The organism is Marinobacter caseinilyticus, from assembly GCF_011074955.1.
Taxonomy (GTDB): domain Bacteria; phylum Pseudomonadota; class Gammaproteobacteria; order Pseudomonadales; family Oleiphilaceae; genus Marinobacter; species Marinobacter caseinilyticus.
Genome location: NZ_WUQJ01000034.1, coordinates 192,971 through 206,320, shown reverse-complemented (window position 1 = coordinate 206,320; position 13,350 = coordinate 192,971). Strand labels below are relative to the sequence as shown.

The 13,350-nt window shown below is 56.1% G+C and carries 12 protein-coding genes; 7 read left to right on the top strand and 5 right to left on the bottom strand.

The genetic code is table 11. The features are described 5' to 3' along the window. Nucleotides 1-131 precede the first annotated feature (131 nt). The 4 genes from GRX64_RS17605 (at nucleotide 132) to GRX64_RS17590 (ending at nucleotide 4,542) form a co-directional block, all read left to right on the top strand. A complete protein-coding gene (locus GRX64_RS17605) occupies nucleotides 132-1,169 on the top strand; it encodes an NADP(H)-dependent aldo-keto reductase (RefSeq protein WP_166269140.1) in 1,038 nt (345 codons plus the stop codon). A 223-nt stretch (nucleotides 1,170-1,392) separates the two neighbouring features. After that, nucleotides 1,393-1,710, top strand: coding sequence for a hypothetical protein (locus GRX64_RS17600; protein ID WP_166269138.1), 318 nt, complete (start codon nucleotides 1,393-1,395; stop codon nucleotides 1,708-1,710). Nucleotides 1,711-1,894: 184 nt separating this feature from the next. After that, a complete protein-coding gene (locus GRX64_RS17595; protein ID WP_166269136.1) occupies nucleotides 1,895-4,096 on the top strand; it encodes an acetyl-CoA hydrolase/transferase C-terminal domain-containing protein in 2,202 nt (733 codons plus the stop codon). Next, nucleotides 4,096-4,542, top strand: a complete 447-nt coding sequence (locus GRX64_RS17590) for an FKBP-type peptidyl-prolyl cis-trans isomerase (RefSeq protein WP_166269134.1) — start codon at nucleotides 4,096-4,098, stop codon at nucleotides 4,540-4,542. Before GRX64_RS17595 ends, GRX64_RS17590 begins: the two co-directional genes overlap by 1 nt. Here GRX64_RS17590 and GRX64_RS17585 read toward each other — a convergent pair. Next, nucleotides 4,500-5,291 (bottom strand): lysophospholipid acyltransferase family protein, encoded by a 792-nt coding sequence (locus GRX64_RS17585; protein WP_166269132.1) that lies wholly within the window; start codon nucleotides 5,289-5,291, stop codon nucleotides 4,500-4,502. The two genes, GRX64_RS17590 and GRX64_RS17585, sit on opposite strands and share 43 nt — an antisense overlap. 3 nt (nucleotides 5,292-5,294) lie before the next feature. Beyond that, nucleotides 5,295-6,068, bottom strand: coding sequence for a GNAT family N-acetyltransferase (locus tag GRX64_RS17580; RefSeq protein WP_166269130.1), 774 nt, complete (start codon nucleotides 6,066-6,068; stop codon nucleotides 5,295-5,297). A 362-nt stretch (nucleotides 6,069-6,430) separates the two neighbouring features. On the opposite strand from GRX64_RS17580, the gene GRX64_RS17575 reads away from it, so the two are divergent. Then, entirely contained in the window at nucleotides 6,431-7,171 is a 741-nt protein-coding gene (locus GRX64_RS17575) for a response regulator (protein WP_166269128.1), read from the top strand. Nucleotides 7,172-7,232: 61 nt separating this feature from the next. Next, the gene (locus GRX64_RS17570; protein WP_166269126.1) at nucleotides 7,233-8,804 is read left to right on the top strand and encodes an ATP-binding protein; all 1,572 of its coding nucleotides are present in this window, start codon (nucleotides 7,233-7,235) and stop codon (nucleotides 8,802-8,804) included. Between the two features lie 642 nt (nucleotides 8,805-9,446). Here GRX64_RS17570 and GRX64_RS17565 read toward each other — a convergent pair. Together GRX64_RS17565 and argF are read right to left on the bottom strand one after the other, a co-directional pair. After that, complete coding sequence (locus GRX64_RS17565) at nucleotides 9,447-10,520, bottom strand: ABC transporter ATP-binding protein (RefSeq protein ID WP_166269124.1); 1,074 nt, start codon at nucleotides 10,518-10,520, stop codon at nucleotides 9,447-9,449. Between the two features lie 7 nt (nucleotides 10,521-10,527). Next, the gene (gene argF / locus GRX64_RS17560; RefSeq protein WP_166269122.1) at nucleotides 10,528-11,442 is read right to left on the bottom strand and encodes an ornithine carbamoyltransferase; all 915 of its coding nucleotides are present in this window, start codon (nucleotides 11,440-11,442) and stop codon (nucleotides 10,528-10,530) included. A gap of 731 nt (nucleotides 11,443-12,173) precedes the next feature. Between argF and grxD the strand changes: the two genes are divergently transcribed. Continuing rightward, nucleotides 12,174-12,500, top strand: a complete 327-nt coding sequence (gene grxD / locus GRX64_RS17555) for a Grx4 family monothiol glutaredoxin (protein ID WP_166269120.1) — start codon at nucleotides 12,174-12,176, stop codon at nucleotides 12,498-12,500. A 19-nt stretch (nucleotides 12,501-12,519) separates the two neighbouring features. Here grxD and GRX64_RS17550 read toward each other — a convergent pair whose 3' ends face one another. Continuing rightward, nucleotides 12,520-13,308 (bottom strand): TonB family protein, encoded by a 789-nt coding sequence (locus GRX64_RS17550; protein WP_166269118.1) that lies wholly within the window; start codon nucleotides 13,306-13,308, stop codon nucleotides 12,520-12,522. Nucleotides 13,309-13,350: the final 42 nt, after the last annotated feature.

Sequence of the window (13,350 nt, the reverse complement as noted above, 5' to 3'; positions counted from 1 at the left end):
TGGGGTATGGCGAGTCACGTTGTTCCCTGGCGTTGTTTCTTACTATGGAAACGCTGTGTGACAGTCAGAAGACGGCAACGTGACAATCTATTGAAGAATCGGCTGTTAAGAACACCTTACCCGGAGGACACATGCAGACACGTAAATTGGGACGCACCGAACTCGACGTCAGTCTTATTTGCTTGGGCACCATGACCTGGGGCGAGCAAAACTCAGAGCAGGACGCCTTTGAGCAGTTGGATATGGCAACCGCGGAGGGCATTAACTTTATTGACGCCGCTGAGATGTATCCCGTGCCCCCCAGGCCGGAAACCCAGGGCCTGACAGAAAGTTACCTGGGTAACTGGCTGTCCCGTCGTGGAAGACGGGACGACTTGGTGATTGCCTCCAAGGTTGCCGGGCCAGGAAACGGGCTGAGCTACCTTCGCAATGGGCCCCGTCTCACTCGTGAGCACATTCGGACCGCCTGTGAGGATAGCCTCAAACGGCTGAAAACGGATTATATCGATCTGTATCAAGTGCATTGGCCTGCCCGCAGCACCAATTTTTTTGGTCAATTGGGCTACCAGCACAACGGGCGTGAGCAGGCCACGCCGATTGAAGAAACTCTGGCGGCACTTCATGAACTGGTGGGTGAGGGTAAAATCCGCCATATCGGGCTGTCCAACGAGACGCCCTGGGGCACGATGCAGTACCTCAAGTTAGCGGAGCAGTGTGGTTGGCCCCGCATTGCCAGCATTCAGAATCCGTATAACCTGCTGAACCGATCGTTTGAGGTGGGGTTGGCAGAGATCGCACAACGCGAGCAGGTGGGTCTGTTGGCTTACTCGCCGCTGGCTTTTGGCGTCCTTACCGGCAAGTACCTTGATGGGCAACGACCGGATGGTGCGCGCCTGACGCTTTACAAGCGCTTTAGTCGTTACGCCAGTGATCGCGGTGCGGCGGCGGCCAGCGCCTATGCGGAACTGGCCCGAGCGCATGGTTTGTCTCCCGCGCAGTTGGCCCTGGCCTACGTGAACAGCCGGGGATTTCTCACCAGCAACATTGTCGGAGCTACCAGCCTGACTCAGTTGAAGGAGAATATCGGTTCTGCGGCTGTGGAGCTGAGTGATGACCTGATGGAGGCCATAGAGGCGCTGCACGGCGACTTCACTTACCCTTGCCCGTAAGCGCCTTTAAGGTTCCTGGACGCGCCCCCGCATGCATTGGTTGGGTGGGGCGTCAGTACATTTTGTAACAGACTATGACCGAAATTTGACAAAAACCATGTGATCTAGTGACAAAAAAGCGGTCAAAATGTGCCCTGTTTCACAGTTACAGACTGGGTAATCATTAGACTTTAGCTTTAGATATCCCTAAAATCCCGCCCTCGGATATAAGGCTAGGTTAACAATGATTCTCCGCATCTTCTTGGTATTACTTGCGCTTAACATGGCGGCCTTCGTCGTTCGTGCCGAAGCGAGCGAGCAACCAGATTTGGCAGCGGAAGCTCAGGTCGATGATCTTTACGAATTGCAGGAACGCATGTCTGGTGACTTTGAGCGTGGCGATGCCGAAGCGCTGACCACGCTCGGCAGCCGGTTGTTGAGCTGGCGATTCAGTAAAGCCAGCACGAATGAGCCCCGCTATGCTTCGGATGCCGCCATCGCCGATCATGGCATAGCGCTGATCAATGAAGGTGCTTGCCTCAACCTGAAGTGGAACTTTTAACCCACAGAGACCTGGCCTCGCTTCCGAGGGCCCGCCACTGAGTACGCGCTTCTGGCATGGCTCAATCCTGTTCGAATTCCCCGCCTTGCATTGTCTGTTGTTAACTCCCGTGTGATCATCTTCTGCCTGACTGGTATTGCGCCAGATCGTGAGAGTGGTTATAGACAAGGGAGGTGTTGCACACATGGCTAAGACCCCGGTAATGCTAAACGATGTGGATGCGTGCGTGGAGGCCATTGTCGAGCGTGTCGGCAATGACATCACCTTGGGCCTTCCGCTTGGTCTGGGTAAACCGGTCCGGCTGGCGAATGCGCTCTATCAGCGGGCCTGCCGTGACAGAAGCCTCAACCTCCACATTGTAACGGCCATTTCAATGCTGGCGCCGAAGGGCGGCTCCTCTCTGGAAAAACGGTTCATGGAGCCATTTTCGGATCGCTTGTACGGCGAGATCCCTGAATTGGAATACGCGGCGGATGTCGTGCGCGGTAGATTGCCCGCCAACGTGACGGTGTCGGAGTTCTTTTTCAAGGCCGGCAGTTTCCTGCATCACCGGCAACAACAGCAACACTATATTTGTACCAACTACACCCATGTGGTCCGGGATCTTCTGGCGATGGGGGTCAATGTCGTGGGCCAGATGGTCTCGCCGGACGAGTCCGGTGAAAGTGACCGTTTGAGCTTGAGCTGCAATCCGGATTTGTCATTGGACCTGCTGCCCGAGCTGCGCGCCCAGAGCGAACAAGGGCGGGCCATTGCGTTGGTCGCAGAGACCAATCGTCAATTGCCGTACCTGGGCCGTGACGCCCAAGTGCCCAGCACGCTGTTTGATTTCATTGTCGATCAGCCCGCCAGCGATTACCCCTTGTTCCCAGTGCCCGAGATGGCGATTGCGCCGGCAGACCACATGATTGGTTTTTATGCCAGCACACTATTGCGCGATGGTGGCACCCTCCAGGTCGGGATAGGATCGTTGGGTGCGGCGCTGGTATACAGCACGATTCTGCGTCACACCCACAACGAAACCTGGCAGCATGTATACAATGCCCTGGCTGTTGCCGAACGCTTCCCGGTGGCGGTTCGTTGTGGTGGTGTCGGTGTTTTTGACGAAGGCCTGTATGGCTGCAGCGAGATGATGGTGGATGGTTTTATCCATCTGATGAAGGCGAACATTCTCAAGCGTGAAGTGTTTGACCATGCCGATCTGCAACGTTTGATCAATCAGGGGAAAATCTCGACAACGGTCTCTATGACCACGCTGGATGTATTGCGTGATGAGGAAATTATTGATTCGCCGCTTCGGGCCCGGGACGTCAAATGGCTTCGACATTATGGCATCCTCAATGATCAGGTTGTGTTCAAAGGCGGGCGATTGGTCGTTAATGAGCACACCTTGGAGCCGGATCTGGATCAGCCCGATTCTCGGGAGCGGCTGGAAACCCTGGCACTTGGAGTGCAACTGAAAAACGGGGTGGTGTTGCACGGCGGTTTTTATCTCGGCCCCGCCGCGTTTTACCAGCAACTGCGAGAGCTGACCCCCGATGAGCGCTCGACCATCTGTATGACCAGCGTCAATTACATCAATCACCTATACGACCATCGGTTTGGGAATCAGCGGTTAAAGGCCGCGCAGCGGCGCGATAGCCGGTTTATCAATTCTGCAATGATGCACACACTGAACGGTGCCGCCGTGTCGGACGGCCTGGACGATGGCCGGGTGGTCAGTGGTGTTGGGGGACAATACAATTTTGTCGCGATGGCTCATGAACTGCCTGGCGCGCACTCCATTCTCACTCTGCGCAGCACCCGGCAATCCGGTGGACGCACCGAGTCCAATATTGTGTTCAGTTATGGCCACTGCACCATTCCCCGGCACCTGAGGGACATTGTGGTGACGGAATATGGCATTGCGGATTTGCGGGGCCAGCCCGATGAGCAGGTTTACCTGGCACTGATTCGAATCGCAGACTCCCGGTTTCAGCCAGATCTGCTCAAGCAGGCGCAAAAGGCCGGCAAAGTGTCGGCAAGCTTCCGACTGCCTGCCGATTGGTGTCAAAATTCGCCCGCAGCGGTTCAGGCCGCCTTAAAGCAGGCCGGGGAAGACCGGTTTTCGCCGTTTCCCTTCGGCTGTGCGTTTACGGAAGATGAGCTGGTGCTTGGTAAAGCCCTGCGCAGCTTGAAGGCCGCCACGGCGACCAGGCGTGGTAAACTAGGGACACTTTGGCGGGCACTCACGTTAAACGCAGAAGATGACGCTACGCGGCCTCTTCTCGAACGTATGGCATTGGGCCGGCCCAAGGGCATTCGTGCCCGGCTGGATCGGCGCTTGCTGATACAAGGGTTACGCCAAACCTTACCTTCGAATCAATCTGGGAAACCTACTGACTAATGCATAGACCGGCTGTTTACACCGTTCATTATCGTCTCAAAAACCGGACCGGTGAGGTCATCGACACCTCTGAGGGTGGTGAGCCATTGATTTTCATGGAAGGCTCAGGCGCTGTGATCAAAGGCATCCAGGAAGCTGTGCGCGGCCGGGGGCCGGGGGATTGTCTTGAGGTTACGGTGCCGCCGGATATGGCCTATGGTGAATCCAACCCTGAATTGATCCGAAAAGTGCCCCGCTCAGCGTTTGAGGGGGTCGAAAACCTGCATATCGGTATGAAGTTCCAGACCAACACCGGCGACGAAGCCCAGGTGGTTAAAGTGGTCGGTATCGATGGCAATCTGATACGGGTCGATGCCAACCACCCCTTAGCCGGGCTCACGCTGTATTTCGATCTCGAAATAGTTCAGGTAAGAGAAGCGACCGACGAAGAAATAGGGCCAGCCTGACCCTGATGAATTCTTGCCAGGCCACCCGCAACGGTACGTTGAAGGTTCGCGGCAACATCCTGCATGTCGTCATTCGGCCCGACCTGGACGGTCGGGTGAAACATGACGCTCACCTCGACTGCCGGCTGTTTTAGCATTCTCACCAGGTGGCTTTGGAATTCATCGTCGCCGATAAAGGGCGCTAAATGATCCGCTCGGTTTTTCCTGCGATAGCCGATGCTAACGGGCTGAATCGGCACATCGGCATCCACCGCCGCGCTGAGCAGGCGGCGGTGGAATGGTAAAACCGTTACGCCAGCGGTGGTGGTGCCCTCAGGAAAGACCAGTACTGACTGGCCTTGCCGCAGCGCGTGGGCGATGTCGGCCCGGCTCTGTCCGGCCCGGCCCTGGCCGCGTTGAATGAACAACGTCCCGGCCTGGGTTGCCAGCCAGCCAATAACGGGCCAACTGCCCACTTCGGCTTTCGAAAGAAAGCGCAGCGGCGCGGCGCCACCCAGAATGGGAATGTCTGACCAGGAAACATGGTTGCCCACAAACAGCACCGGGCCATTCGCGACGGCGCCGAATTCTGTGATCCGGAATCCAAGACATCGCGCTGCGCCGCCAAAACAGAAGCGGGCATAGGGTGTGCGGTCGATTGCCTGTGTGGTGAGGCGTTCGGCGACGCGCACCGTAACCGCGATCGCCGCGGTCAGGAAGAGAAAGAACGAAAATAGGGTGAGTCGGCCCGCCAGCCTGATGATGGTCATGGATTACCTCGCGGTCTTTGTTGGCTGGCGCATGAAGTGGCGACTGTAGCGATCGGTCAACTGACTGACTTCCAAAATGACCAGCAGGTCCGCGCAACGAAATTCAGGATCCCAGCAAGGCTCTCCGCACACTCTGGCGCCCAGACGCATATAGGCCTTTATCAGTGCCGGCACGTCGACCGGTCGGTCTATATTGACCGTGTGGGTCAGGTGGGGGAGTTGCCGTACCGGGGTGACACGAAACTGCTCGTCACTGAGGTATTCCCGCTGTAAGTGGCGTGCGATGCGCCAGGCCTTCAGGCCGCCGTCGGACATGCTGATGCTGGCGCAGCCAATCAGATAGTCGACGCCCTCATTGAGCAGGTACTCTGCGACCGAGGCCCACAACAGACCGATGGTTGCTCCTGAACGATAGTCCGGGTGCACACAGGTGCGCCCGAGTTCAGCCGTTATGCCAGGGAGCCGATGGAGCCGATCGAGATCAAACTCGCTCTTCGAGTAAAATCCCCCGGCTTGCCGGGCGCGGTCCTGATGCAGAAGGCGTGTGGTGGCCACGAGTTGCCCCGACGCCTCATCAATGACCATGAGGTGGTCGCAGATCGCATCGTGTGGGTCGGCGTCCAGGCCGGGGGTGGTGGCGCCGAGATCCGAGCCATATTCCTCTGAGAAGATGGCATAGCGCAAACGCTGGGCAATTTCGATCTGTGAAGGATCTCGTGTGATCGCCGTCGACAGGCGGCGGGCAAGGCGTGTGGCTCGGGCTGTCTGAGGAGTCATGGGCTCGTCTCTTTGTGTCCATTTCCAGACAAGCCTATGAAGCCGGTGTGACACCAAAATGAAAGAACCATGACGACCCGGTGACAGATGAGCATTGGCAGACTATCTTTTAGAACGTGTCACAGGGTGTAACGGGGAACGTCTTCCATGTATATTTCGGAACAGCATGTATGATTGCTGTTACGGGGCGTAGCCTGTATTGTCGCTAGCAAGCATTGAATTTCAGAGGTATCAGTGCATTGCAACGATTTTGGTGAAGTGGCCGAAGGTGGGGGCGCGATTTTCAGCAGCGGCATCGCCTGGACACAAACTCGGGCCGGGTCTTTCTGATCCTGGCCTGCAACCGAACTATAAGAGCAGAGATGGACGGCGTGGAACAAACAAACAACGAGGGTTGGCGAATTCTCATCGTCGAGGATGATGAGCGACTGGCGGATTTGACTCGGGAGTACCTGGAGAGCAATGGTCTCTCAGTGACGCTGGAGTCTCACGGGGGCCAAGCGGTCGATCGCATCAAGAACGAGCAACCCGATCTGGTTGTGCTTGACTTGATGCTGCCAGGCGAAGACGGTCTGTCCATTTGTCGTCGTGTCAGGCCATTTTATTCTGGCCCCATTATCATGCTGACGGCTCGCACCGACGATCTCGATCAGGTTTTGGGTCTTGAAATGGGCGCCGACGATTATGTCGGCAAGCCGGTCAAGCCCCGGGTGTTGCTGGCACGCATTCGTGCTTTGCTTCGACGGGCAACCGAAAACGCAGCGTCGTCAAAAGAGCCGGAAAGCGCCGAAGAGCCAGTTCGGTTACAATTCAATGATCTGGTTGTTGATCGTGCCATGCGGGAAGCCTGGCTGAACGATGAGAGCATCGATTTGACCAGCGCAGAGTTTGACTTATTGTGGCTGCTTGCCAGCAGCGCCGGTCGGGTCCTCAGTCGCGAAGAGATATTCACCGCCCTTCGCGGCATTGAGTACGATGGTCAGGATCGCTCCATTGACGTGCGTGTATCTCGTATTCGACCGAAGATTGGTGACGATCCGGTGCATCCTCGACGGATCAAAACGGTTCGCAGTAAAGGCTATCTGTTCGTAAGAGAAGCCTGAATCGTCCGCTCAAGGTGCCGGTTGCAAGCCGGCACCTGCCCCTCTTACCAGGGTAGGTCCAATGCCCCTGAAGTTCTTCCTGAAATTTTATACCCGCCTGATAGGCCTCACTTCCGTTGTGCTCTTGCTCTGTGTGGCATTGTTCTGGGGGGTGAACTCGGTCCGGCTTCAATCCTGGCAGGAACACTACCCAGAGCCTCTGATGCGCTGGCTGGCCTCCGTGCCCGCGCCCAGCCAGCATTATCCCTGGCTTGTCTCTCGCTACGAGCTTCGCGCCATAGAACCGGATTCGCTATCACCGGTGGTGCGCGAGCGGTTGGCCTACGGCCAGGTTGTGACGTTGAAAAATAAAATGGGTCCGAGCGTGCAGGTGCAGAGCAGTGATGGTCGCGTGCTGCAAATCCGGTTTCGGGACATCTACCGGGACGTAACGGAGGCGTCCGCGCTGATCACGCTGCTCCATTTGAATCGTACCCTGCCGGGCGAGCGGGACAATGTGTTGGGCCGGCTGGCCGGGTCTTTGTCGATTAATCTCGACGCGCTGAGAGACCCGGATGCCGTGCCAGATACCGAAGTCCTTGAACGGGTTTCGGAGCGCAACCTGTCGTATTACCAGGCGGGTCGGTACCGTCCCGCCCACGTGTTGATGCGGCTCGACGATGGCGTGCTGATCCAACTGGACATGCCTGAACCGTTTAACCCTTGGGCCTGGCCGGTCATCTTGTTGTTGATACTGGCTGCCGGTGGTGTTCTGGCGGGAGCCTTGTTACTGCTGTTGCGCGGCGTTGATAAAAATCTGCGGGCGGTGGAGTCGGTCGCGGTGCGGATTGCCCGGGGTGAGATGGACGCTCGGGTTGAGAACAGCGAAAGCAAGTTGGTTGGCCGCCTGGCCGCCGCATTCAATAGCATGGCGGAGCATATTCAGCGGTTGGTGGGTGTGCAGCGTGAAATGATTCACGCTGTTTCTCATGAACTGCGAACGCCGGTGGCGCGCATCCGGTTTGGCGTTCAGATGATTGAAGATTGTGATAACCCCAATGATTTACAAAAGCAGTTGGACGGCATTGACGGGGACATCCAGGAACTCGATGAACTGATTGATGAAATTCTTACCTATGCGCGCCTGGAGCAGGGCGGCCCGGTATTTTCGTTACAGGAAACGTCCGTAACCGACATAATCCGGCAGGTGGTGGGTGAGCAACGCCTGATTCATACCGCCGTGGCCATTAACGAGGTCGCCGCCGACGAATGTGAGCAGTGGGCACAGTCGGATGTTGAACCGAGATACCTACACCGTGCCTTGCAGAATCTGGTGGGCAATGCAGCCCGCTATGCTTCCGGGCAGGTACGGGTGAGTTATCAACTGGATGAGTTGACTTGCCGTGTGGATGTTGAGGACGACGGGCCAGGGATTCCGGAAGAAGACTGGGAAAAGGTTTTCACTGCATTTGCACGCCTCGATGACAGCCGGACACGAACGTCTGGTGGTTATGGCCTCGGCTTGTCGATTGTACGTCGGATTCTTTACTGGCACGGTGGCCAGGCCTTCGTGACCCGCAGTAGCGAGCTTGGTGGTGCACGTTTCAGTCTGGTGTGGCCGCGGAAGAAAGCCATCAGCCCGGAGCCCGTGTGATGCAGTTCTCGCAGCCTAACGCGATGTAACAAAGTGACTACACAATGCCCACTGACGGATTCAGTGGGCTGGCGGATACTTTGAACCGTAAGGGATGACTTTTGAGGTTGTAGTTCTTACGAACTTTCCTTGTTTCATTCGTCATTTTAAGGGCCGGTTTTCCGGCCCTTTTTTTTTTAGATTTTAGCGAGCCGGGTGAGAGCTCAGGCTCTGCAAGCTGATAGCGAACACGACTGTGTACAGCCGCCGGTTCGCTTCGTCGCAGGTCCCGGTCTGCCAGCTTGTCCCTCAGCGCCCCGACGGGCTTTCCGACGCGGAACCACCGGCTAACTTGCGAACCCGCCGCTTAAAAAGTACCGCTCGACCATAGGGGTTGCCACGTTCGCTGGCAAGAGTCGTGTTGCACGGCTGAGGGCGATGAAGCTATTTTTGCTTCCTGTCCTCCCCCACGCGCTACCCTCTTGATGGCTTATTCTCCCAAGTGCTTCCAGGCGTTGGCACAATGGCCATGAATGCCTGTGTGCCGATGCCGGTATCATAGGTCGTGCACGATCAGCTTGATCGGTGAGGTGTGACCAAGGCTCCCGCTCTTGAGTTGTTGAGTTTGGGCCGTAGGATGGCTGTCACTGAGGCCGCCTTGCCTCAGTGTGATCTCTGGAAGGCGATGAGGTGATCCGCCTCTACCCGGATGGGCACATGCTCACCGAGATTAAAGTCCAGGTGGCTGCGAAACAGGGCTTCAAACTCGGTTTCATCCGACAGTCTGAATTTGTACAGCGTGGAAGTGCCGGCAAAGGTTTTCTCGATCACTTTGGGGGTGAGATCCGAGTCCGGGTCGTGAACAATGTCATCGGGCCGGATAAGCACATCCACCAGTGTGCCGGCTGGCCATTCGTACGCCCGGTTGCCCCGAATCACGCCCAGTTCCGACTCAATGGAGTCCGGGCCCAGGGTGGTGCCCGGAATAAAGCCGCCTTGCCCGACAAAACCTGCCACAAAGCGGTTGGAGGGTTCATGGTATAGGTTAAATGGCACATCCCATTGCTGTACCTGGCCGTCCTTAAGAACCGCGACCTGATCGCACATGGCGAAGGCTTCCTGCTGGTCGTGGGTGACCAGGATTGCGCTGATGCCCAGGGTCTTCAAAATGTCGCGCACATCAAGACTCAAGCGCCGTCGCAGATCCGCATCCAGATTTGAAAATGGCTCGTCGAGCAGAATCAGGGTGGGCTCCGGTGCCAATGCTCGAGCCAACGCAACCCGTTGCTGCTGCCCGCCAGACAATTCGTGCGGGTATTGGCTCGCCAGATCCTGCAGGTGAACCAGTTCCAGCAGGCTGGCTACTTTTTGAGCCCGGTCTTCCTTGCTCTGCCCACGCAGCCCGAATCCGATATTGTCGGCAATGGTCAGGTGTGGAAACAGGGCATAATCCTGAAACACCATGCCTATTCTGCGTTTCTCGGGCGCTTGGGTTTTACCGGGTAAACTGATCACAGAGGATTCCAACTGAATCTCACCACTGCTGATCGACAGAAAACCTGCCAACGCGCGCAGTATGGTGCTTTTGCCACAGCCACTGGGACCAAGCAAGCAGCCGATGTCGCCTTGGCCAAGCGCAAAGCTGACATTGTGCACCACGGGCTCATCACCATAGCCGCAAGACAGGTTTTTGACTCGGAGAAGCCAGTCGGTATCAAACGTGTTTTGGGTCGTCATAGATCCATTAGCCCATCTGTCCGAGAATCAGAAACTCCAACAGCGCTTTTTGAGCATGGAGACGGTTTTCCGCCTCATCCCAGACCACTGAGCTGGCATGTTCAAGCATGTCCTCGGATATTTCTTCACCACGATGCGCGGGCAGACAATGCATAAATAAGGCGTCTCGGTCGGCCTGGGCTAACAGCGCCGGATTGATCTGATAGTTGGCGAACGTCTTGGCGCGTTCAGCTTGCTCATCTTCCTGGCCCATCGAGGCCCACACATCGGTGACCAGGAGATTCGAGTCTTTTGCTGCCAGCAGGGGGTCGTGAACGATGGATACGTAATTGCCCGCTTCGGCCATTAGTGCCGCATCGGGTTCGTACCCTTTTGGGCAGGCAACGCGCAGATGAAAGCCAAATTGTTGTGCGGCATTAATGTAAGAGTTGCACATATTGTTGCCGTCGCCGACCCAAGTGACGGTGGCCCCCCGAATGCTGCCCCGGTGTTCGCGATAGGTTTGCATATCGGCCAATAGCTGACATGGGTGATAATCGTCGGTCAATGCATTGATGACAGGTGCCTTGGATACCGAGGCGAAACGGCGGACCGTGTTGTGATCGAACGTCCGTATCATGACCGCGTCCGCCATGCTTGAAATGACTCTCGCGGAATCTTCGATGGGTTCTCCGCGGCCCAGTTGAGTATCCCGGGGAGAGAGAAACAGTGCCGCCCCACCGAGCTGAATCATGCCCGCTTCAAACGAAACCCGGGTTCGGGTGGACGACTTCTCGAAAATCATCGCCAGCACCCGGTTTTTTAGGGAGTCCCGAACCTTGCCTGCACGCCATTCCTTTTTCAGCGCACTGGCATGGTCGAGTAGCTCGTCCAGCTCATTGGCATTCAGGTCATTCAGTGTTAAAAAATGTCTTACTGACATGCTCGTGCCCTTTTACTTATCGATACTGTCATTGGTGGGATGGCGTCGGCTGATGAAGGTCAATTCGGGTCACGCCGTCATCCGATTGTGGGGTCGTCCTCAGGTGTTGCCTGTCGTCGCCGACATACAGCTTAATAATGCGAACGACTTTATCAATCATGTCATCCATTGCTTCATCTGTAATAGAGAGTGATAGCCGGGTGAGCATCGCCGGGACCGCATGCGGCGAGACCGGATAAGGTGTCATAATACCGGTAGCCACTCGTATCGTGTAGCCAGGGACCTTGCCCATGGTCGAACACAATGGGTAAGCGATCGTATGTGTTAAGCAGGGGTTGTTCCGCCATGATACGTCCCCGTGGTACGAATAGTTCGGGGAACCTGTCAGACACGAGTCTTCAAGGTTCCAAAAGCAACTGCCTCACAAAGGCTGGATTCCGGAAATAGCAACGCACCGGATTGCGGAGTTCCGCACCGGCGACGTGTACGTGACGGGAGCTGCTTGAAAAGCTTGTTAAAAGCCAGCGTTTAAGTCTATCGGTTAACCCCTATGAAGACAATCCTGGCGACGAACGGCATCTGCGATCAATTTGGTGCAGGTTTGCGCAGGCGTGTACAATGGAATTCATCGAACGAGCCGGCGATAAACCAACGTCTTAGACAGGGGTTGGTGTGTGTTCTTCGCTGCGCCCACACGGCTTCTATTACCGACGAAATTAAGGTGAGTATTCATGGATATCAACGAAACGATTAAAAGCCAGCTTTCTGAAAATGCTGTCATTCTCTACATGAAGGGCACGCCACAAGCTCCCCAGTGTGGTTTTTCCGCCAAAACTGTTCAGGCACTGATGGCCTGTGGAGAGCGCTTCGCATTCGTTAATATTCTGGACAATCAGGAGCTTCGCGAAGGGCTTAAAGCCTATTCAAGCTGGCCTACCTATCCACAGCTTTATGTGAACGGTGAGCTGGTCGGTGGCTGCGATATCGTGCTGGAGATGTCAGAAAGCGGCGAGCTGACGGACCTGGTGAAAGGCGCGGCCAGCAAAGAAGAAGCCTGATTGCAGGGTTCAGGGCCGTCTATAGGGGCGGCCCTGAACCGACTTCCAGCGTTATGCGGTAGCGCATCTGGCTGTTTTTCTGATCAGCTTTTGGCGGTTCGGGATATGGGCTGGCATTCAGAACCGTTCTGAGCGTGTGCTTGTCAAATACTGAATCACCCGAAGATTGTGTTATATCCGCTCGTCTGATCGCGCCATTGCGCATCAACCAAAGTTCCAACTCCAGTGGTTTCGGTGGTTTTTGTGCTCGCTGAGACTTCGCTGGTATGTAAATCTGACCTGAATTTTTGATCCAGTTATCGATGTGAGAGACCAGTTTTCCTCGGTAGGTCGGCTCGGTTTCCATCTCTGGAGGCGCGATCTGAGTCGATTGTGCGTCTGCCTGTCCCTCAATGGGTGACGACTTGCCTTCAATCGAAGGCGCGCTCGAAATGGATTCAGGCGCTGGGGCAGTCGGTTTTTCGGAACGAGTTGAATGGCTTGGCCGAACAGATTCGGGGCTGGGTTCAGGGGCCTTGGTGTCACTCGCTGAGGTGGTTTGCACTGGTGTGATGGTCAGCTTTTTTGGCGTTGTCGTAGTTTGCAGGGTAGCGGTAGGCTTTACTGGCGCGCTGATTTGGGCTTCTGGTTCGGCATCGCCCGATGAGACCAGTACCAGGTTGAGTCTGGTGACGTCGGCTTCGGGGCGCGCCTCCCATTGAGCCAGTGCCGCAATTAGCAGTGTATGAGCAAGCAAAGCAACGGACATCGCCAGGGTTATTCGGTACTTTGCCGGTACGTTAGAAGTGTGATTGCCGAACTCCAGCATCGGGCTTTGAGCGCTCCAGTAATACAATGCAGGCCAGGGCCC

What these genes read in the sequence shown, in the direction of transcription:
- GRX64_RS17575 (WP_166269128.1), top strand. Translation starts at nt 6,431, where the DNA reads ATGGACGGCGTGGAACAAACAAACAACGAGGGTTGGCGAATTCTCATC.
- GRX64_RS17595 (WP_166269136.1), top strand. Translation starts at nt 1,895, where the DNA reads ATGGCTAAGACCCCGGTAATGCTAAACGATGTGGATGCGTGCGTGGAG.
- grxD (WP_166269120.1), top strand. Translation starts at nt 12,174, where the DNA reads ATGGATATCAACGAAACGATTAAAAGCCAGCTTTCTGAAAATGCTGTC.
- GRX64_RS17565 (WP_166269124.1), bottom strand. Translation starts at nt 10,520, where the DNA reads ATGACGACCCAAAACACGTTTGATACCGACTGGCTTCTCCGAGTCAAA.
- GRX64_RS17585 (WP_166269132.1), bottom strand. Translation starts at nt 5,291, where the DNA reads ATGACCATCATCAGGCTGGCGGGCCGACTCACCCTATTTTCGTTCTTT.
- GRX64_RS17570 (WP_166269126.1), top strand. Translation starts at nt 7,233, where the DNA reads ATGCCCCTGAAGTTCTTCCTGAAATTTTATACCCGCCTGATAGGCCTC.
- GRX64_RS17580 (WP_166269130.1), bottom strand. Translation starts at nt 6,068, where the DNA reads ATGACTCCTCAGACAGCCCGAGCCACACGCCTTGCCCGCCGCCTGTCG.
- argF (WP_166269122.1), bottom strand. Translation starts at nt 11,442, where the DNA reads ATGTCAGTAAGACATTTTTTAACACTGAATGACCTGAATGCCAATGAG.
- GRX64_RS17550 (WP_166269118.1), bottom strand. Translation starts at nt 13,308, where the DNA reads ATGCTGGAGTTCGGCAATCACACTTCTAACGTACCGGCAAAGTACCGA.
- GRX64_RS17605 (WP_166269140.1), top strand. Translation starts at nt 132, where the DNA reads ATGCAGACACGTAAATTGGGACGCACCGAACTCGACGTCAGTCTTATT.
- GRX64_RS17590 (WP_166269134.1), top strand. Translation starts at nt 4,096, where the DNA reads ATGCATAGACCGGCTGTTTACACCGTTCATTATCGTCTCAAAAACCGG.
- GRX64_RS17600 (WP_166269138.1), top strand. Translation starts at nt 1,393, where the DNA reads ATGATTCTCCGCATCTTCTTGGTATTACTTGCGCTTAACATGGCGGCC.